15 protein-coding genes and 1 pseudogene are annotated in these 19,364 nt (G+C 71.2%); 11 read left to right on the top strand and 5 right to left on the bottom strand.

Annotation, left to right across the window (positions count from 1 at the left end; all coding sequences use genetic code 11):
- Window positions 1-102: 102 nt before the first annotated feature.
- Complete coding sequence (locus tag ER308_RS05425) at window positions 103-1,734, top strand: sensor histidine kinase (RefSeq protein ID WP_240732069.1); 1,632 nt, start codon at window positions 103-105, stop codon at window positions 1,732-1,734.
- Window positions 1,731-2,423 (top strand): response regulator transcription factor, encoded by a 693-nt coding sequence (locus ER308_RS05420; protein WP_131154035.1) that lies wholly within the window; start codon window positions 1,731-1,733, stop codon window positions 2,421-2,423. Before ER308_RS05425 ends, ER308_RS05420 begins: the two co-directional genes overlap by 4 nt.
- 13 nt (window positions 2,424-2,436) lie before the next feature.
- On the opposite strand, the gene ER308_RS05415 is transcribed toward ER308_RS05420, so the two are convergent.
- Window positions 2,437-3,384: a carbohydrate kinase family protein gene (locus ER308_RS05415; protein ID WP_131154034.1), complete on the bottom strand. Its 948-nt coding sequence runs from the start codon at window positions 3,382-3,384 to the stop codon at window positions 2,437-2,439.
- Window positions 3,385-3,394: 10 nt separating this feature from the next.
- Window positions 3,395-4,324: a pseudouridine-5'-phosphate glycosidase gene (locus tag ER308_RS05410; protein WP_205745917.1), complete on the bottom strand. Its 930-nt coding sequence runs from the start codon at window positions 4,322-4,324 to the stop codon at window positions 3,395-3,397.
- Window positions 4,325-4,962: 638 nt separating this feature from the next.
- Here ER308_RS05410 and ER308_RS05405 point away from each other — a divergent pair.
- The 6 genes and pseudogenes from ER308_RS05405 to ER308_RS05380 all read left to right on the top strand — a co-directional run bounded on the left by ER308_RS05405 (window position 4,963) and on the right by ER308_RS05380 (window position 12,535).
- Window positions 4,963-6,774: an acetolactate synthase large subunit gene (locus ER308_RS05405; RefSeq protein ID WP_131154033.1), complete on the top strand. Its 1,812-nt coding sequence runs from the start codon at window positions 4,963-4,965 to the stop codon at window positions 6,772-6,774.
- Window positions 6,775-6,854: 80 nt separating this feature from the next.
- Window positions 6,855-7,379 (top strand): acetolactate synthase small subunit, encoded by a 525-nt coding sequence (gene ilvN / locus ER308_RS05400; RefSeq protein WP_131154032.1) that lies wholly within the window; start codon window positions 6,855-6,857, stop codon window positions 7,377-7,379.
- Window positions 7,380-7,527: 148 nt separating this feature from the next.
- Window positions 7,528-8,532 carry a ketol-acid reductoisomerase gene (gene ilvC, locus ER308_RS05395; RefSeq protein ID WP_131154031.1) on the top strand — a complete coding sequence of 335 codons (1,005 nt, stop codon included), beginning with the start codon at window positions 7,528-7,530 and terminating at the stop codon, window positions 8,530-8,532.
- Between the two features lie 4 nt (window positions 8,533-8,536).
- Entirely contained in the window at window positions 8,537-9,733 is a 1,197-nt protein-coding gene (locus ER308_RS05390; protein WP_205745916.1) for an aminotransferase class V-fold PLP-dependent enzyme, read from the top strand.
- Between the two features lie 195 nt (window positions 9,734-9,928).
- Window positions 9,929-11,511, top strand: a pseudogene (serA, locus tag ER308_RS23110) (phosphoglycerate dehydrogenase).
- A 103-nt stretch (window positions 11,512-11,614) separates the two neighbouring features.
- Window positions 11,615-12,535: a D-isomer specific 2-hydroxyacid dehydrogenase family protein gene (locus ER308_RS05380; RefSeq protein WP_131154030.1), complete on the top strand. Its 921-nt coding sequence runs from the start codon at window positions 11,615-11,617 to the stop codon at window positions 12,533-12,535.
- Here ER308_RS05380 and ER308_RS05375 read toward each other — a convergent pair.
- Window positions 12,532-13,746, bottom strand: a complete 1,215-nt coding sequence (locus ER308_RS05375; RefSeq protein ID WP_131154029.1) for an MFS transporter — start codon at window positions 13,744-13,746, stop codon at window positions 12,532-12,534. The genes ER308_RS05380 and ER308_RS05375 overlap by 4 nt on opposite strands.
- A gap of 72 nt (window positions 13,747-13,818) precedes the next feature.
- Entirely contained in the window at window positions 13,819-14,772 is a 954-nt protein-coding gene (locus ER308_RS05370) for a sirohydrochlorin chelatase (protein ID WP_131154028.1), read from the bottom strand.
- Between the two features lie 234 nt (window positions 14,773-15,006).
- On the opposite strand from ER308_RS05370, the gene pdhA reads away from it, so the two are divergent.
- Genes pdhA through ER308_RS05355 form a run of 3 tightly spaced genes read left to right on the top strand, consistent with a single transcriptional unit; the run spans window position 15,007 to window position 18,562 of the window.
- A complete protein-coding gene (gene pdhA, locus ER308_RS05365; RefSeq protein WP_165491838.1) occupies window positions 15,007-16,149 on the top strand; it encodes a pyruvate dehydrogenase (acetyl-transferring) E1 component subunit alpha in 1,143 nt (380 codons plus the stop codon).
- Complete coding sequence (locus tag ER308_RS05360; protein WP_131154026.1) at window positions 16,149-17,147, top strand: alpha-ketoacid dehydrogenase subunit beta; 999 nt, start codon at window positions 16,149-16,151, stop codon at window positions 17,145-17,147. Before pdhA ends, ER308_RS05360 begins: the two co-directional genes overlap by 1 nt.
- 14 nt (window positions 17,148-17,161) lie before the next feature.
- Window positions 17,162-18,562: a dihydrolipoamide acetyltransferase family protein gene (locus ER308_RS05355; RefSeq protein WP_131154025.1), complete on the top strand. Its 1,401-nt coding sequence runs from the start codon at window positions 17,162-17,164 to the stop codon at window positions 18,560-18,562.
- Window positions 18,563-18,629: 67 nt separating this feature from the next.
- Here the strand turns inward: ER308_RS05355 and ER308_RS05350 are convergent, their stop codons facing one another.
- Window positions 18,630-19,211 carry an ACT domain-containing protein gene (locus tag ER308_RS05350; RefSeq protein ID WP_131154024.1) on the bottom strand — a complete coding sequence of 194 codons (582 nt, stop codon included), beginning with the start codon at window positions 19,209-19,211 and terminating at the stop codon, window positions 18,630-18,632.
- Window positions 19,212-19,364: the final 153 nt, after the last annotated feature.

Genomic DNA, 19,364 nt, shown 5'->3' with positions numbered 1-19,364 from the left:
GGAGCTATGTCGCTCCGCCGAACTAGGCCCAGAACACCCCAAGGCAGGAACGGGTCGCCGCCAGCAGCGACCACGGCAGGCTTCAAGGTGTTCGTGGCGATCATGGCGGCATCGCTGGTCGGAGCTGTCCCGCTGGCGGTGGAGACCCTCCGTGCCGAGCCCGGAGTGGTCTGGCAAGCCGTCTTCTGGACGGTCTTCGTCGCGGCCGCGAACTTGCTTCGCATCCCGATGCTTCCCCGGTCCGGTGTCGATGTCAGCCTCGGTGCGCCGGTGGCGATCGCCGGCGCCGTGTTGCTTCCCCCGTTCGTCGCCGCGCTGGTCGGGTTTCTCGGTTTCACCAATCAGCGCGAGTTCAAGGAACGGCCGTCCTCCTGGATGATCCTGTACAACCGTGCGCAGGTCGGCCTGAGTCTGGGCATCACTGCGCTGGTCGTGAGCTTCGTCCAGTCGTGGTTCGCGACTCCGGTGCTGAGTCTCGCGGGCGGGGTCGTGGCGGGGACGATCACCTACAACTCCGTGAACACGGCGCTCGTTGCCCTCGCCTTGGCCCTTCTTCGGCGGCTGACACCCTCGGATGCGGCACGTGATGCCGCCTCACCGTTCCCTCGATTCTTCACGAACTTCGCGGTCGCCTCTCTGCTCTCGGCCCTGATCGTTCTTGCCTATGAGCAGGTTGGCGTACTCGCTGTCTTGCTCCTGAGTGTTCCGCTGTGGTTGGGCTACGACGCCCTTCGCGCCGCACGCGAGAGCGAGGACCGCGCAGAAGAGCTCGCCGATCGGGTTCGCGAGCTGGAGACCCTCAACGAACTGAGTCGCCAGCTGTTGACTGCTCGCACGCCGGACGAGGTGATCCGAGAGGCGAGTGCGGGCCTGAACCACGCGCTGGCGACGGACTCCATCGAGGTGCGCCGGGACGGGAACGTGGCCGAGCACCTCGACGTCCTCAAGATCCCCGAGTGCGAGCCGGCAGCCATCGGCATCCCCCACGATCTCTCGGAGAAGTCCACCGCGATGGTCGAGGCCGCCGCAGGTCTGGCCGGCCTCTCCCTGCAGCGCCTCGAGCTCGAGGAGGAGCTGGCCGAGATGGAGAAGGCTCGTCGGCGCCTCTCCGAGCAGATCCTCGAGGAAGGTCAGTCCGAGCGGAGCCGAATCGCCTTGTCGATCCACGACGAGGTGCTGCCCTACCTCGCAGCGGCCGAGATGCAGGCCGACAACGTTCGCACGATCCTCGAGACGCCCGATCCCCAGCGAGCGGCCGAGCTGGTCGACGCGACCGGTTCGGCGGTCCGCTCGGGCATCACGCAGCTCCGGGAGGTCCTCGAGGTCCTCCGCAAGCAGGTGCTGACCCCCGGGGACCTGCGACCGAGCATGGAGCGGCTGCTCAAGGAGCTGGAACTGGGGGAGGGCGTCACGACCCGCCTCGACGCGCCGGATCCGCTCCCGCCCTTGCCGCTCGCGGTCGAGATCCTTGCGCTCGAAACGGTCCGGGGATGCCTCGCGAACATCGCCCGGCACGCGCAGGCCGAGCATGCGACGATCCGCATTGATGCGGATGCTGACCGTATTATCGTCGATGTGCTCGACGATGGTGTTGGCTTCGCTCCCGAGGACGTAGATGATGCGCGGCACGGACTCCAGCTCATGACCCAACGGGTGGAGCTGGCGCGCGGTCGCTTCGATGTCAGCAGCGCCCCTGGTCGGGGGACGCACGTCCGTTTGGAGGTCCCCCTGTGAGCAGTGCGTTCGGCCCCGCCGTCCAGGACGACGAGACCGGCGACTCGACGCCCGCGGTGATCCGGGTCGTGATCGCCGAGGACCACGGCGTCGTTGCCGACGGGATCGCGACGATGTTGTCCTTCGAGGAGGACCTCGACGTGCTGAGCATCGTCGACTCGGGCGAGGACCTCGTCTCGGCGGTGCGCACCCACCAGCCCGATGTCGCGCTGGTGGACATCAACCTCGTGGGCATGGACGGGCTGACCGCCGTGCGAACGCTCAACCGCGAGAACACCCCGACGCGCGCGATGGCGCTCACGATGTTCACCGATCACGACACCGTCACGCGCGCCGTGGCGGCCGGTGTGGCCGGTTACCTCCCCAAGAACGTGCGGCGGCAGGAGCTCGTGCAGGCGGTCCGCGCGGTCGCGGCCGGCAAGGGTTTCCTGCACCCGGACGTCACTCGACCCTTCCTCGACCGGGTCGGGCCGATCTCCTCGCACTCGGGGATCACGCCGCTGTCGGAACGGGAGCAGGAAGTGCTCGAGGAACTCGCCAAGGGCAGCTCCACCCGCGAGATCGCGAGCGAGCTCGGGCTGGGTGACGAGACCGTCAAGTCCCACCTGTCCCGGATCTATCAGAAGCTCCGCGCGCAGGACCGTGTGCAAGCGGTCGTGATCGCGATGCGTCACGGCCTCGTCCAGTAGCGATCGGAGGTCGCTACGGACCGCGACGCCCCGGAGGCTGGGCCCCGGGCCGGCTCACGGCACGCGCAGCCAGGCGCACCGCCGCGTCGAGCCCGTCGTCACCGGGGTCGTCCGGCCTCCCGCTCAACCGTGCCGCGATCAATCCGGCGGCGAAGGCGTCGCCGGCACCGGTCGTGTCGACGGCCTCGGAGGGCTGGGCCTCGATCCGCCGGGACCGTTGCCCGTCGGTCCAGTGCGCGCCCCCGCCGCCGAGGGTCACGACCACCTGGCGGTAGACCTCCGTGAGCGCGCGGGCCCCGTCGACCGGGTCCCGAGTCCCGCTCAGGGCCTCGAGCTCGTCGAGGTTGGGAAGGCAGAGATCGCAGCCCTCGGTCCAATCGAGGAACCGCCCGGGCCCGAGATGACGTAACGGCGTGGCGGACGCGGGATCGACCGAGGTCGGGACTCCCGCGTCGCGGGCCTCGCGTAGCGCTGCCAGGCCCGCCGCTCGGGGCCCCTCGGCGAGGAGCGCGTAACCCGAGAGGTGGAGGTGAGCCGCGGAGGCGATGTCGGCGGACCCCACGTCCGCGGGAGCCAGGTGCAGGTTCGCCCCGCGGTCGGCCAGCATGCTGCGCTCCCCGCCGGGTTCGACCAGGACGACGATCGTTCCGGTGGGGTGATCCGGGTCCGTCGCGAAGGCGCACGTCACCCCCAGTTGCTCGAGCGAACGCCTCCGCGCCTCCCCGGCCTCGTCGTTGCCGACTCGGGCCACGAGGACCGGGTCGGCTCCCGCCACGGCCAGCCAGGCCGCGACGTTGGCGGCGGCGCCACCGCCGGCCGAGCGGATCGTGGCGCTCGCGTCGCTGCCGGTCGCGATCGGCTCGGCGAGCTGTGCCAGCACGTCGGTGACGACGTCGCCGACGACGATCACGCGTGGCCCCCCGACGCCGTGCGACGGGTCCGATGCCCCGACCGTCGTCATGGCCGGGTGCTCAGCCGCGCGCCAGGGCACTCGCCGCGGCGGCGATCTCCCCGGCCAGGCGGGCATTCCGCCGCACGATCGCGACGTTCGCTCGCAGGCTCTCGCCGCCCGTGGCCTCGTGGAACCGCTCGAGCAGGAACGGCGTGACGTCCTTGCCGTGGACTCCGCGATCACGCAGCTCGGCGAGCGCGTCCGCGAGGACCTGATCGTGCAGCACGGGGTCGACCTGCTCGTCCTGCGGCAAGGGCTGCGCGACGACCAGCGCGCGGCTGCCGAGGTCGAGCAGGGCCTGCGTCTGCCGCGCCCGCGCGATCGCGTCCGGCGTGTCCAGCCGCCAGTCGAGCTCGTGGCCGGAGTCGGTGAGGTAGAAGCCGGGGAAGGAATGGGTGCGATAGCCGACGACCGGCACGCCGAAGGTCTCCAGTCGCTCGAGCGTGGCTCCGACGTCGAGGATCGACTTCACCCCCGCGCAGACGACCACGGTGCCCGCGCGCGAGAGGGCGACGAGGTCGCCGGACTCGTCCCAGGTGTCCCTCGCCTCCCGATGGACTCCGCCGAGCCCTCCCGTGGCGAAGGCGTCGATGCCCGCGCGCGCGGCGACGTGGGCGGTGCTGCCGACGGTGGTGGCCGCATCCATCCCGCCCGCGACGGCGAGCGGCAGCTCCCGCACCGACGCCTTGACCGCCTCGGAGCGAGCCAGGTGGGCGAGTTCGCTGTCGGTCAGGCCGACGCGCAGCGTCCCCCCGAGGACCGCGATCGTCGCCGGGACCGCACCGCCCGCTCGGACCTCGTCGGCCAACTCGTGGGCGATCCGCTCGTTGTCGGGACGCGGCAGGCCGTGGACCAGAAGCGTGCTCTCGAGTGCGACCACCGGCTGGCCGTCCGCGAGCGCGGTACCGACCTCGTCGCTCACCGCCGCTCCGCGCACGATGTCGTTCACAGGACCTCCCTTGTACGTGGGCGCGAGGGGCGTGCGCGCGAGGACGCTAGCCCGGCGCCAGCGCCATGGCAATCGGAGGGGGAGGGGGGTGCACCGTCTGCGCGGGGAGGGGGCGGGAACCCGCCCCGCGCATGGTGCCTTGAGGTTGCAATCCCGATTCTGCCCCAGTCGGCTGGTCGGGAACAGCGTCGGAGCAAGATTTCCCGGCGAATTCCCAACACTGCGGTCGGACCTTGTCCGGGTCACCACCCCCGGTCGGGGTACCCCGGTCGATCGGAGGGCGCGCTCCCCGGACGGTTGACAGCGCCTGCGGTGGCGGACCAGACTCGCGTGTAGGGTGGAGGCATTCCCGACCCCCTGCGGGTCCGATCCTGCGGGGTTCGGGGCGAGCGGCGGACACCGCTGCGGACCCCCGCCGGGTCCCGGACCGACGACCGGAAGGTGCGCTGATGAGTGACGCGGTGTGTGCGCTGCGTCGCGGCGTTCTCATTCTCGTACCCCGGCCGCGTCTGGTCGGCGGGTAGCTCGTACGCTCGCAACCGGACGCGGACCTCTCAGCCGAACACCGGCCGGGGGGTCTTTTTCGTGAGTGGACCGGATCGACCGTCAGCCACCGAACCACGAGCACCGAGGGAACCATGGAGATGACCGGCGCGAAAGCGGTTCTGAAGGCCCTCGAGAACGAGGGCGTCGAGGTGATGTTCGGCCATCCGGGCGGGGCGATCCTTCCGGCGTACGACCCGATGATCGACTCGTCGATCCGCCACATGCTCGCGCGCCACGAGCAGGGCGCCGGGCACATGGCCGAGGGGTACGCGCACGCCACCGGACGGGTCGGCGTGTGCATGGCGACCAGCGGCCCGGGTGGCACGAACCTGGTGACCGCCCTCGCCGACGCCTACATGGACTCGATCCCCGTCGTGGCGATCACGGGCCAGGTGCCGACCGGTGCCGTCGGTGGCGACGCCTTCCAGGAGGCGGACATCACCGGCATCACGATGCCGATCACCAAGCACAACGAGATGGTCACCGACCCGCACCGCATCGCCGGCGCCATCCGCGAAGCGTTCCACATCGCCTCCACGGGTCGTCCGGGCCCGGTGCTCGTGGACCTGCCCAAGGACGTCCTCAACGCGACGTTCGACTATGAACCCGCGGAGCGGCTGCAGCTGCCCGGCTACAAGCCGACCACGCGCGGGCACTCGAAGATGGTCCGCGAGGCCGCCCGCCTGATGCGGTCCGCGGAGCGTCCGGTCCTCTACGTCGGTGGTGGGATCGTCAAGGCCGGCGGCCACGAGGCGTTGCGCGAGCTGTCCGAGCGCCTCGAGATCCCCGTCGTGACGACCCTCATGGCACGCGGCGCGATGCCCGACAGCCACCCCAACCATCTCGGCATGCCCGGGATGCACGGCCACTGGACGGCCGTGACGGCGATGCAGAAGTCCGACCTGCTCGTCGCTCTGGGGTCGCGTTTCGACGATCGGGTCACCGGCCGCCTCGACGCGTTCGCCCCGGACGCTCGGATCGTGCACGTGGACATCGATCCGGCCGAGATCGGCAAGAACCGCATGGTGGACGTCCCGATCGTCGGCGATTGTCGCGTGGTGGCCGAGCAGCTGCTGGAGGCGCTCGACGGCGAGCGCGCCGGCGTCGACCGCGGCCCGTGGTGGGAGACCCTGCGCACCTGGCAGACCCAGCACCCGCTGCGCCGCGAGCAACCCGAGGAGGGGCCGCTCAAGCCGCAGACCGCGATCGCGGCGATCGGTGAGCGCCTGAACGCCGAGGGCGGCGGCGTCGTCGTCACCGGCGTCGGCCAGCATCAGATGTGGGCGGCGCAGCTCATCGATTACGAGCAGCCCCGCAGCTGGATCAACTCGGGAGGGCTCGGAACGATGGGCTTCTGCGTGCCGGCGGCGATCGGCGCGAAGGCCGGCCGTCCCGGGGATCGGGTCGTGGCCATCGACGGCGACGGCAGCTTCCAGATGACGCTGCAGGAGCTCGCGACCGCGAAGACCGAGAACATCCCGGTGGTCTTCTGCGTCATCAACAACGGCAGCCTCGGCATGGTCCGGCAGTGGCAGGAACTCTTCTACGACGAGCGGTTCAGCCAGATCGACCTCGGTTTCGAGGTGCCGGACCTCACCAAGCTCGCGGACGCCTTCGGGTGTCCGGGATTCCGTTGCGATGATCCCGCCGACGTCGCCGCGACACTCGACAAGGCCTTCGCGGTCACCGACTCGCCCATCATCGTGGACTTCCGGTGTGACATCACCGAGAAGGTCTTCCCCATGGTGCCGGCCGGCGCGAGCAACGACGACATCATCGAGTCCGCCGAGCAGTGGTACGCCCAGGTCGGCGGCGGGCCCGCCGGCGGTGCCGGGGAACCCGGCGGCGAGCCCACCCGATCCGAGATCCCCGAGCATCTGCGCGAGGGCGAGAACGTCGTCTGACCGCCCACCCGCCCATCCCCACGGGCGGTGGGCGGTCCGTCGCCGTTCCGCTGCCCACCCGACGCTTCCCGGAGGTCACCGTGTCGAAGGTCACGCTCTCGGTCCTGGTCGAGAACAAGCCCGGAGTGCTCTCGCGCGTCTCCGGCCTGTTCAGCCGACGCGGGTTCAACATCGAGTCGCTCGCGGTCGGCCCGACCGAGGTCGACGAGGTGAGCCGCATGACGATCGTTGTCGACGCGGCCAGCCAGTCGCTCGAGCAGGTCACCAAGCAGCTCAACAAGCTGGTGAACGTCCTCAAGATCGTCGAGCTCGAACCCGACGACGCGGTGACCCGGGAACTCTGGCTCATCAAGGTGGCGTGCGAGGGGGACAAGCGCGGCGAGGTCAAGGAGCTCGCCGAGGTGTTCCGCGCCCGGATCGTCGACGTCGACATCGACGCGATCACGCTCGAAGCGACGGGGGCGACCGACAAGCTCGAAGCGCTGGTGCGCATGCTCACCCCGTACGGCATCCGCGAGTTGGTGCGCAGCGGCATGATCGCCGTCGGGCGGGGATCCAAGAGCATCACCGAAGGGCGTGCACTGCGCCTCGAGCGCAGCGCCTAGCTCGCCGCACCCCAGTAGGCTGCGTCCTGCTCCGGGCCGGTGACCGTCGACGTGGGCGGTGCGCCCGCCCGCGCGCCCGCTCCGGTGGACCCGACCGGTCACAGCCCCCACAGCCCCCGTTCCAGACCCCCGAACCGAGGAGTGTCCCATGGCCACGCTGTACTACGACGACGACGCCGACCTGACTCGGATCCAGCAGAGGACCGTCGCGGTTCTCGGCTACGGCTCCCAGGGGCACGCCCATGCCCGCAACCTGGCCGAGTCCGGGGTGCCGGTCGTCGTGGGTCTCCCCGAGGGCTCCCGCAGTCGCGAGCGGGCCCGCGAGGCGGGGCTGGAGGTCGCGTCGACGCGTGAGGCCGCGGAGCGCGGGGACGTGGTGGTCGTCCTCCTGCCCGACACCGTCCAGCCGGAGGTCTTCGAACGCGATGTGCGCCCGGGGCTCGCACCGGGCAACGCGCTCGTCTTCGGGCACGGCTTCAACATCCACTACAACCAGATCGTGCCCCCGGCGGACGTGAACGTGTTCATGATCGCGCCGAAAGGCCCGGGGCACATCGTGCGTCGCACCTACACCGAGGGGACGGGCGTTCCGGCGCTCCTGGCCGTGCACCAGGACCCGACGGGGGACACCCACGAGCTCGGCCGAGCGTACGCGAGGGCACTCGGTGCGACGCGGGCCGGGCTGATCGAGACGACCTTCGCCGAGGAGACCGAGACCGACCTCTTCGGCGAGCAGGCGGTCCTGTGTGGGGGCGTCTCGAGCCTCGTGGAGAAGGCGTTCGAGACGCTCACCGAGGCCGGCTATCAGCCCGAGGTGGCCTACTTCGAGGTGCTGCACGAGCTGAAGCTCATCGTGGACCTCTTCTACGAGGGAGGGCTGTCCCGGATGCGGTACTCGGTGTCGGACACCGCCGAGTTCGGCGACTACCACTCGGGCCCCTACATCGTCGACGGGACCGTCAAGGAGCGCATGCGCGAGGCGCTCACCGCGATCCAGGACGGCTCGTTCGCGCGCACGTGGATCCTCGAGAACCAGGCGGGCCAACCCGGGTTCCAGGCGATGCGCCGCCGGCACGCGGAGCACCCGATCGAGGAGGTCGGCCGCGGGTTGCGCGGCATGATGCCGTTCCTGCCGCAGCCCGGCGAGGACTGATCGCGTGGCGGAGTCTCGGACGGGCACGCGGGCCACGCCACTGGATCCGCAGCGGGACGCCTTCGAGTTGGCCGACGACGTCGCCTACCTCAACACGGCCTACATCGGCCCGCTCCTGCGCGATGTCGCGGCCGCGGGCCATGCGGCGATCGAGCGCCGCGCGGCCCCGTGGCGCATCCGCCCCGAGGACTTCTTCTCCGAGGTCGAGCGGCTGCGCGCCCGTACCGCCGAGCTGCTCGAACGCAGCGGGCTCGAGGGAGCGACCGCCGAGGGGGTGGCGCTCGTGCCGTCCGTCTCCTACGGGATCACGACGGCCGCGCGCAACGTCGGCCTCGGAGCCGGCCGGACGGTCATCGTGCTGGAGGAGCAGTTCCCCTCGAACGTCTACCCGTGGCGCGAACTCGCGACCGACGTGGGGGGACGGGTCGTCACCGTGGCGCGTCCCTCCGACGACGACTGGGCGGGCGCGGTCGAGCGGGCGATCGACGAACGCACCGACGTCGTGGCCGTGCCACCTGTTCACTGGACCGACGGCACTCGCGTGGACCTCGCCCGCGTGGGGGCTGCCGCGCGTGCGGTCGGTGCGGCGCTCGTCGTCGATGCGACCCAGGCGCTCGGCGCCGTCAGCCTGCCCCTCGCAGAAGCCGAGCCGGATTTCCTCGTCGCGGCTTGCTACAAGTGGCTGCTCGGGCCGTACAGCCTCGGGATCCTCTGGGCGGCGCCGCAGCGTCGGGAGGGCCGTCCGCTGGAGGCCTCCTGGATGGCCCGCGAGGGCAGCGACGACTTCGCGCGCGTTGCCGAGTACCGCGACGACCTGCGCCCCGGAGCGCGCCGCTACGACGTCGGCGAGACGGCGAACTTCACGCTGGTGCCGATGGCGGTCGCCGCGATGGAGCGTCTCCTGGACTGGGGCGTTGAACGGATCGAGGCAACGCTCGCGGCCCGCACCCACGAGCTGGCCGCGGCCGCCTCGACGGTCGGCGCGACGCCACCCCCGGTCGCGGCGCGCTCCTCGCACATGCTCGGACTCAGCCTGCCCGGTGGCATCGGGACCGAAGGGCTGGCCGCGTCGCTCGCCGATCACGCGGTGCACGTCTCGGTGCGGGGCGCGGCGGTGCGGGTGGCGCCGCACCTGCACACCACCGACGAGGACGTGGCACGCTTTCGGGAGGCGTTGGCCGCTGCCGTCGCCCGCGGGTGAGACGGCCGTTCCCGGTCCGGGGTGGTCACGGGTGTCGTGATCGGAGCGGCGGGGTCGTTCTCGCTGGCCAGCCCCTCACTTTGTGAGTGCGCGCACAAGCGGGCTACGGTTGAGGCACCCCCACACGCCACGCGAACCGATGGGGCTGCCGAGGCTCGACGCCCGGTGACCGCTCGACCCAGGGAGTTGTAGATCATGCGCGTGCTCGTCGCGGACAAGCTCAGTGAATCCGGCGTCGAAGAGCTCGCCGAGCACTTCGACACGCACGTCCGCACCGGCCTGTCCAAGGAGGAGCTCGTCGACGCGATCGGCGAGTACGACGCGGTGGTCGTGCGTTCGTCGACCACGATCGATGCCGATGTGATCGCCGCCGCGGACAACCTGAAGGTGATCGCCCGGGCGGGCATCGGTCTCGACAACGTGGACGTGAACGCGGCGACCGAGAAGGGCGTGATCGTCTGCAACGCGCCCCAGTCGAACGTGATCAGCGCCGCTGAGCACGCGGTCGCGCTCCTGCTGTCGCTCGCGCGGAGGGTCCCGCCGGCCCACGCGAGCCTGACGGCCGGCGAGTGGAACCGCAGCGCCTTCAGCGGGACCGAGCTGCACGGCAAGACGCTCGGTGTGCTGGGGCTCGGGCGCGTCGGTGCGCTCGTGGCGCAGCGCTGCGCCTCGTTCGGTATGCGCCTCATGGCCTATGACCCGTACGTGTCGCAGGAGCGCGCGGCTCAGATGGGCGTCGAGCTCGTCCCCACGATCCCCGAACTCTGCCGCACCGCGGACGTCCTCACGGTGCACCTGCCGAAGACGGCTGACACGGTCGGCGCGATCGGCGAGGACGAGCTGCGCGCGATGAAGCCGACGGCCCTCGTCGTCAACACGTCGCGCGGGGGATCGTCGACGAGCAGGCGTTGCACCGGGCGCTCAGCCAGGGCTGGATCGCCGGCGCGGCACTGGACGTCTTCGAGACCGAGCCGACCACGGAGAGCCCGCTCTTCGAGCTCGACAACATCGTGGTGACCCCGCATCTGGGGGCGTCCACCGAGGAGGCCCAGGACAAGGCCGGCACGATGGTCGCGGAGGCTGTGCGCCTCGCGCTGGCGGGTGACTACGTGCCCAGTGCGGTCAACGTGCAGGTCTCCTCCGGCATCCCCGAAGCGGTCAAGCCGTTCATGACGCTCACCGAGAAGCTCGGTCGCACCTTCACGGCGCTGCACGCGGGCGCGGCGAACGAGATCACGATCGAGTACCGGGGCAAGCTCGCCGACGAGGACACCCAGGCGCTGACGCTGTCCGCGCTGCGGGGCCTGCTCACCGACGTCTCGGGCGAGCCGGTCACGTTCGTGAACGCCCCGCTGCTGGCGGAGGAGCGCGGGCTCAAGGTCTCCACGCTGGCCACCCGTGAGACGCAGGACTTCGTGTCGCTCGTCCGCCTCAGCGCCGGGGGCGTGCACGTGGCCGGCACGTTGGTGGGGACCGGGAACCGTGAGCGCATCGTCGAGGTCATGGGCTTCGACGTGGACATGGACCCCGCGGACCACATGGTGTTCTTCTCGTACTCGGATCGCCCGGGGATCGTCGGGCTGATCGGCAGTCGCCTGGGCGAGGCCGGGGTCAACATCGCGTCCATGCAGGTCGGACGCCACGACGCCGGTGGCGAGGCGCTGATCGCGATGACCGTCGATTCGACCATCCCGCGCGACACCGTGGATGCGATCGCGCGCGAGATCGGCGCCACCACCGCCCGCCAGATCGACCTGGAGAGCCACGGACTCACCTGATCGGTGCGCGGGTCCGCTCGCGGGGTCCGATAGGGTGCAGGCCTCCGAGGCGCTGATCGCCTCACGCCGGACGCGTTTGGACGTGCGGTACAAGGAGGGAACCATGGGCGGGCCCCGCGTGGCGGTCGCCCCGGTCGGGACGCGCGACTATGTCCGCGAGGCGGTCCGTCGGGGCGGTGGCGAGCTCGTCGACCCGGTCGACGCTGAGGCCCTTGTCTGGACCGATGTCGCGGATCCCGAGGGCCTGACCGACCTGCTCGCCCGATACCCCGACATCCGCTGGGTGCAGCTCCCGTGGGCCGGGGTGGAGCCCTATGCCGCGGCGGGCGTCTTCGACGACGACCACGTCTGGACGTGCGGGAAGGGCGTCTACGCCGAACCGGTCGCGGAGCACGCGCTCGCCCTCGGCCTCGCCGGATTGCGCGAGCTGCAGCGCTACGCTCGCGCCGAGGGGTGGAGCGGAGAAGCCGGGATCAGCCTCGTCCGTGGTCGGGTGACGATCTTCGGGGGTGGCGGGGTCACCGAACATCTGGTGCGACTGCTGCGGCCGTTCGAGTGCCACATCACGGTCGTCCGACGTCACGCGCAGGAGATCGAGGGCGTCGACCGAGTGCTCGACTTCGAGCGGCGGTACGAGGCCCTGAAGGGCGCGGATCTGGTGGTTCTGGCGCTCGCGCTGACACCCGAGACGCGCAGCCTCGTGGGGCAGGTCGAGCTCGAGCTGATGGAGCCGCACGCCTGGCTCGTCAACGTCGCGCGCGGTGGCCACGTCGTGACCGAGGAACTCCTCGAGGCGCTCCGGGACGACACGATCGGCGGTGCGGCGCTGGACGTCACCGAGCCCGAGCCGCTACCGGACGGTCACCCCCTCTGGTCGTTGCCGAACTGCCTCATCACCCCCCACATCGCGAACACCGAGGACATGGCCCAACCGCTCCTGGCCGCGCGCATCGAGGAGAACGTGCGGCGCTACGGCGAGGGTCGTGACCTGATCGGGTACGTGGACCCGCGACTCGGCTATTAGACCGACCCGCTGTGGCGGCCCGGAGTCCTCGTGCGTGCGGGCTCCGCGACGCCTGTGAGCAGCGCTCCCGCGGCCGCGACCAGCGCGGCCGCGGCGAGTCCCGATGCGGCGATCCCGCCCAGCTCGTACAGCGGCGGCCCCAGCAGTGCCCCGATGCCGCGCGCCAACGCGATGGTCGACACCATGAGCGAGAGCAGCCGGTCCCTCGACTCTGCGGCGAGTTCGGACACGAGCGGGATCGTCGCGGTGATCGTGACCTCGAAGCCGACGAACCAGACGACGACCACGGCGACACCGGCGACGAGCGACCCTCCCACGGCACCGAGGCTCGCGTAGGCGATGCCGCTCACTAGCAGCCCGAGCAGGATCGTGCGCCTGGGCCCGAGCCGATCCGCGAACCCGACGACTCCGCCCTCGCCGACGAGCTCGCTCACGACCACGACGATGGTGAACACGCCGATGGCGGTGACCGACAGCCCGAGGTCGTCCTCGAGCCACGCTCCGTAGACGACGAACATGAGCTCGGCGGCGACGCTGTAGGCGAGGATCACCACGAGCATGCGCACGCGGGTGGACGTGAGGCGCAGAGGTCGGGGCGAGCGCTCCTTCGGCCGATCGGGGGCGAGCAGGAGGCGGACCGCCAGCAGACCGGTGACGGCGAGGGTCGCCACGATCACGAAGGCGCTCTGCCACCCGAAGCGGGGGATCAGCACGCCGGCCAGAGGGACGGTGGCGAGCAGCGACAGTGCCCACGTCAGCTCGGTGATGCCGAGCACCCGGCCGCGCTGTGCGTAGGGCACGCGCGCCCCGAACCAGCCCTGCATCGGCACGTCGAAGAGCGGCTTCGCCGCGCCGGCGGCCACGAACCCGGCCGCCGCCAGGGCGAGGGGCCCGAACAGGGGCGACTCGCCCGCCAGCGGGGCGGCGACCACGAGCAGCGCCCCCACGAACGCCGTGCCGAGCCCGACGAGCATGACGTTGCGGCGGCCGAGGGACTCGGTGATCCGTGCCACAGCGGGGGCGGCGATGCCCACGAGCGAGCGCAGGGCCACGAGGCCGGAGACGACCGCGAGGGACACCCCGAGCCCGCGTGCGATCTCGGGGAGGAACGGGTATACGACCCGGACCCCGCCGTTGATCGCGAGCCGCGCGAGCAGGACCGCCGCAAGCGCGGCGACGACGTCACGGGCCAGACGCTGCGGCGCATTCACGGCTGGACAGCCTAGCCGCCGCGGTCACCGGGTCCTCCGGGGTCGCGCCTCCCGAGCACAAACGGGCGGGAGCTAGGCCTTCTTCCAGTCGAGATAGTTCGGATCGTCGGCGCGGCTCGCCTGGATCGCCGCGGCGTCGGCGCGGATCCGCTCGCCCGTGCCGCCTGCACTGGGTAGCCCGGCGCGGTTCTCGCGCCCCGGCAGCGGCAGGCGGAACTGGCAGAGATCGCAGTTGCTCCGCGGGTCCCCGTGCAGAGCCTCGTGGTAGCGGTCGGCGACCGCATCGGCGACCTCGTCCGCGGGCCCGAAACGCCCCGCGTCCACGATCTCGACGCTCGGAATGTCCTGCCACGCCTCGTTGATCAGGTCGTCCACCCGAGCCTCGAGCTTGCCGGCGAGCAGCGACCACGAGAACCGGGTGATGCGCTCGAAGCCGGCGCGGTGGAGGCGGCGCACGGCCTCGTCGGGTCGCGGCCAGGTCACCCCGGCGAACGCGATCTCGGCCCAGCGGTAGCTGGAGGTGTCGGCGACGAAACGAGCGGCCTTGGCCAGCTCGCTGTTGGCGTCGGGATCGGAGCTGCCCGGACCGGTCACGAGCAGCGCCTCCTGCTCCCCGGCCTCGGGGGGCAGCCCCAGGGTCCGGCGGGCATCGGCGATCCGCCGACGGGCGAGGTCGTGCAGGCGCGGGTGCTGTCCCAGCACGAGGCCGTGATACAGGGGCAGATCCGGGTGCGCATCGTGGAACGGCGCGAGCTCCCCGGGGACGTCGGTCTTCGAATGGCCCGCCGCGAACGCGAGGAACGGCAACGTGACCAGCGCATCCGCACCGTCGGCCAAGGCCTGCTCGGCCGCCTCGGCCGGGCTGGGCTCGACCAGGTCCCACTCGACCCAGCCGTACCTGACGGGCGCGGCGATCCGACGACGCACCTGTCGGCAGAGGCCCTCGATCTCGTCCACGGCGTCGAGGTTGCGGGTGCCGTGGGCGACGAGCACGAGACCGGGACTGCGGGGCGTGTCGACTGTCATGGCCCCAGAGTGCCCCCCGTTTGTCCCCGTCACAGCGGTGACCGAGGTTTACCGGGATGGGGCACTGCACTACGCTCAGGGCACCTCGCCGTGCGAGGCCGAGCGCGATCCGCGATCGCAACCCGGTCGCATCGTGCCTGCCCCAGCGCCACGTCCGAGTCCTTCGGGAGGGGCGTGGCGACCGCCCGCGGATGCGGCAACCCCGCGCCCGCGATGACAGGGAGCTATCCGGCCATGAGCGACGACGCTGTCCGCCCTCAGGGCGTCTCCCCGAACACGTCCGATGATCCGGCCGAACTGCTGCCGCCCCTCGAGCCCGTCCAACTCCTCGACGACGACGGCGCGCTGCACGACGTCAGCGGGTTCCCGCTCGACCTCAAGGATGCCGATCATCGTGAGCTCTACCGCTACATGGTGCTCTCACGCCGAGCGGACAAGCAGTCCATCAACCTGCAGCGCCAGGGACAGCTCGGGGTGTACGCCTCGTTGCTGGGTCAGGAGGCCGCGCAGGTCGGGAGCGCGTACGCGCTCGACGCCCAGGACTGGGCCTTCCCCAGCTACCGCGAGATGGGCGCGGCGCTCGTGCGCGGTGTTCCGCCGGAAGCGATTCTGCACACCTTCCGCGGCACCTGGCTCGGTGACCACGACCCCCACGAGCACCGTTTCGGATTGCTGTCGATCCCCATCGGGACGCAGGCGCTGCACGCGGCCGGGTTCGCGATGGGCGCGAAGTTCGACGGAGCCGACCTCGTGGTGGCGAGCTACTTCGGTGACGGCGCGACGAGCGAGGGCGACGCGCACGAGGCGCTGAACTTCGCAGCCGTGTTCGAGGCGCCGTGCGTCTTCCTGGTCCAGAACAACCAGTACGCGATCAGTGTCCCGCTGTCGCAGCAGACGAAGGCGCCGACCATCGCCCACAAGGCCGTCGGGTACGGCATGCCGGGGTACCGGTGCGACGGCAACGACGTGCTCGCCACCTACGCGGTCATGCGGCGCGCGGTCGATCGTGCGCGACAGGGGGAGGGCCCCGCGCTCGTCGAGGCCGTCACCTACCGCATGGAGGCGCACACCACCGCCGATGATCCCACCCGTTACCGCTCCGACGACGAGCTCGCGGAGTGGCAGCGCCGCGACCCGATCGCCCGCTACCAGTCCTTCCTCGAGCGCGAGGGGATCCTCGACGCCGCGACCCGCGAAGAGATCGACGCCGAGGCGGACGCGCTCGCGCACCGGCTACGCGAGAACGTCTACGACGCCCCGCACGGCGACCCGCGCGAGTTGTTCGAGCACGTGTACGTGCACCCCCCGGGGACCTACGCGGAACAGCGCGCGCTGCTCGACCGCGAGCTCACCTCGCGCGAGGGGGGTGACGCCTGATGTCGGTGACGATGGCGGCAGCCCTCAACACGGCGTTGCACGACGCGATGGAGATGGACGACGGCGTCGTGGTGTTCGGCGAGGACGTCGGGGTGCTCGGGGGAGTGTTCCGCATCACCGACAAGCTGCAGGAGCGCTTCGGCGGCACGCGCTGCTTCGACACGCCACTCGCCGAGTCGGGGATCGTGGGGACCGCGATCGGGATGGCGATGTACGGCTACAAGCCGGTCGTCGAGATGCAGTTCGACGGGTTCACCTATCCCGCGTTCGAACAGCTGGTCAGCCATCTGGCGAAGATGCGCAACCGCTCCCGAGGGGCCTTGACCACCCCCGTGGTCGTGCGCATCCCCTACGGGGGCGGTATCGGAGCGGTGGAACACCATTCCGAGAGCCCCGAGGCCTACTTCGCCCACACGGCGGGGTTGAAGGTGGTCTCGCCGGGCACCCCCGGCGATGCCTACTCCCTGCTGCGTGAGGCGGTCAGTCAGCCCGACCCGGTGATCTTCTTCGAGCCCAAACGTCGCTACTGGTCGAAGGAGGAGATCGAGCTCCCGATCGAACGTGAGCCGTTCGGTACCGCGGTCGTGCGTCGGGCCGCGACCTCCCCCGGGGACCCGGCGAGTGCTCCCACCGCCACGCTGTTCGCCTACGGTCCGATGGTGCGTACGTGCCTCGACGCCGCCACGGCTGCCGAGGACGAGGGGTGGGATCTGGAGGTCGTCGACCTGCGCACCCTCGTGCCGCTCGACGTCGCCACCATCGTCGACAGCGTGCAGCGCACCGGCCGGGCCGTGGTCGTGCACGAGGCCCAGGTGTTCGCGGGCTACGGCGCAGAGCTCGCCGCCCGGGTGACCGAGAGCGCCTTCTACCACCTCGAGGCGCCGGTCCTGCGGGTCGGGGGGTTCGACATCCCCTATCCGCCCGCCAAGCTCGAGGAGTACTTCCTGCCCGACGTTGACCGCGTGCTCGACGCGGTCGAGCGCAGCTTCGCGTTCTAGGGGGTGTGATCGCGATGGATGCGCAGACCTTCAACCTGCCCGACCTCGGTGAAGGGCTCGAGAGCGGCGAGATCGTGCGCTGGCTCGTCGACGTCGGCGACACCGTGGCCGTTGACCAGCCGATCGCAGAGGTCGAGACGGCCAAGGCCGTCGTCGAGGTGCCGATCCCCTACGACGGCGTGGTCACGGCGCTGCACGCCGCGATCGGTGCCGAGGTCGCCGTCGGGGATCCGTTGTTGTCGGTGAGTGCTGAGGGTGCGGACGCGTCCGCCGACGGCGGGGACGAGTCGAGCGGCTCGGTGCTCGTGGGATACGGCACTGCCGCTGAGGGCACCCGGCGTCGTCGCGGAGGCCAGGCGCCCGGGTCGGCGGAGGTGGCCGCGCCGCCCGGGCCGAACGGAGCCACGGGCGCCCCGCCGACCGACCGCCGCGGTCGGCCCCTCGCGAAGCCCCCGGTGCGCAAGCTCGCCAAGGACCTGGGCGTCGATCTCTGGGCCGTCCAACCCACCGGGCCGGACGGTCTCATCACCCGCGAGGACGTCCACGCGGCGGCAGGGACGACCGTGCCGAGCACGCCCGAGTCGGCCGCTCCCGCGGCGGAACCCACCTCCTCGCGAACCCCCGCTCCCGCGGCCGACGAAGGGGAGGAGTCCGCTCGGGGAACCGCTGCAGGGGCGGAACCCGCCGCCACCGGCCCGGCACGGGACGACGAGGTCGAGCGGATCCCCCTGTCGGGCGTGCGCAAGCGGATCGCCGAGCGGATGTCCACCTCGCGTCGGGAGATCCCGGAGGCAACCACCTGGGTCTCGATCGATGCCAGCGATGTCATCGCGTTGCGCGACGGGCTGCGCGCGCGGCACGAGGACGTGAAGATCTCGCCGCTCGTGATCGTGCTGCGGGCGTGCGTGGCGGCCTTGCAGCGGTTCCCCGAGTTGAACGCCCATTTCGACCCCTCGGCTGCCGACGGCGCCGGGGAGATCGTGCGGTACCGGCCGATCCACCTCGGTGTTGCCGTGCAGACCGAACGTGGGTTGCTCGTCCCCGTCATCCACGATGCGGATCAGCGCTCGACGCTCGAGATCGCTCGCGAACTGGAGCGGCTCGCGGCCGGCGCCCGCGAGGGACGGCTCGAGCCCCGGGAGCTCACGGGCTCGACCTTCACGGTCTCGAACTTCGGTGCCTTCGGCATGGACGGCGGGAACCCCGTCATCAATCACCCCGAGGTCGGGATCCTCGGGGTCGGGCGGATCGCCGACCGGCCGTGGGTGGCCGACGGTGAGCTCGCCGTCCGACCGGTGCTCGAGCTGTCGATCGCGTTCGACCACCGCGTCGTCGATGGCGGTGAGGGGGCCGGATTCCTCCGGGAGCTGGCCGAGCTTCTGAGCGACCGCTCGGCCCTGCTGGGAGCTCTCTGACCGCGAGCCGCAGTCCTGCCAGTCCGCGTTCGGCAGCGGCAGGACGGCGGGCGTGTCGCGTGTGCGCTTACCCGTGATCGGGTGGCGACGTGGCCGGGGTGACCGCCGCGTCGCCGGGGCCGGCAACGAGCTGACAGAGCCGGACGAGGGCGTCGGCGCGTTCGCGTTCCGCATCGGCGAAGCGGTAGTCGCGCTCGACGACCAGGACGTCCCGACCCCAGTCGAACACCAGCCGTCGCCCGTGGGGCTCGGGCGCCTGGCTGCGCGACACCACCCGGGCCTCGTGCGCGCGGAGCTGCCCGCCGAGCAGGGTCGCCCCTCCGCGGTCCGGCTCGGTCTGGCCGGTGAGCAGCGCCTCGAGTGCCACCGCGATGCGCGTCACGGCGTCGCCTGGGTGCCCCCGGGACGGGCCGGCGTGCACGAGCTCGATGTCGGGCAGGTCCCTGACGCGGTCCAGGAGGTTCGCTCCCGCTTCACCGTCGATCACGACGACGAGGTCGTCGATCGCCCGGCCACTCCCATCGGCATCGACGACGTGCTCGACGACCTCGACGGCCTGGATGTCGCCCCCGGCGTCGCTGATGACCCCCGCGAGATGGGCGAGGGAGCCCGGCTTGTCGGGCACGGCGCAACGCATCATGACCTCCACGAGGCAACAGCCTATGCGTCGGAGCGAGTCCTCGTTGTTACGGTCAGGTTGACAGGCGCTGCTCACGCACGTACAAGAGGGGTCGTGATCGCGCGCACGAACTCCGCCGACCGCGTGCACCCGCGCCCGGGTGCACCGGCGATCCTGCGCGTA

Source organism: Egibacter rhizosphaerae (assembly GCF_004322855.1).
Lineage (GTDB): Bacteria > Actinomycetota > Nitriliruptoria > Euzebyales > Egibacteraceae > Egibacter > Egibacter rhizosphaerae.
The sequence above is the reverse complement of the archived record's forward strand: the minus strand, read 5'-3'. Positions and strand labels throughout refer to the sequence as shown.

Bases quoted from the DNA above. Each gene is read 5' to 3' on its own strand.
- ER308_RS05425 (WP_240732069.1), top strand. From the start codon at position 103: ATGGCGGCATCGCTGGTCGGAGCTGTCCCGCTGGCGGTGGAGACCCTC.
- ER308_RS05415 (WP_131154034.1), bottom strand. From the start codon at position 3,384: ATGACGACGGTCGGGGCATCGGACCCGTCGCACGGCGTCGGGGGGCCA.
- ER308_RS05405 (WP_131154033.1), top strand. From the start codon at position 4,963: ATGGAGATGACCGGCGCGAAAGCGGTTCTGAAGGCCCTCGAGAACGAG.
- ilvC (WP_131154031.1), top strand. From the start codon at position 7,528: ATGGCCACGCTGTACTACGACGACGACGCCGACCTGACTCGGATCCAG.
- ER308_RS05380 (WP_131154030.1), top strand. From the start codon at position 11,615: ATGGGCGGGCCCCGCGTGGCGGTCGCCCCGGTCGGGACGCGCGACTAT.
- ER308_RS05370 (WP_131154028.1), bottom strand. From the start codon at position 14,772: ATGACAGTCGACACGCCCCGCAGTCCCGGTCTCGTGCTCGTCGCCCAC.
- pdhA (WP_165491838.1), top strand. From the start codon at position 15,007: ATGAGCGACGACGCTGTCCGCCCTCAGGGCGTCTCCCCGAACACGTCC.
- ER308_RS05360 (WP_131154026.1), top strand. From the start codon at position 16,149: ATGTCGGTGACGATGGCGGCAGCCCTCAACACGGCGTTGCACGACGCG.
- ER308_RS05355 (WP_131154025.1), top strand. From the start codon at position 17,162: ATGGATGCGCAGACCTTCAACCTGCCCGACCTCGGTGAAGGGCTCGAG.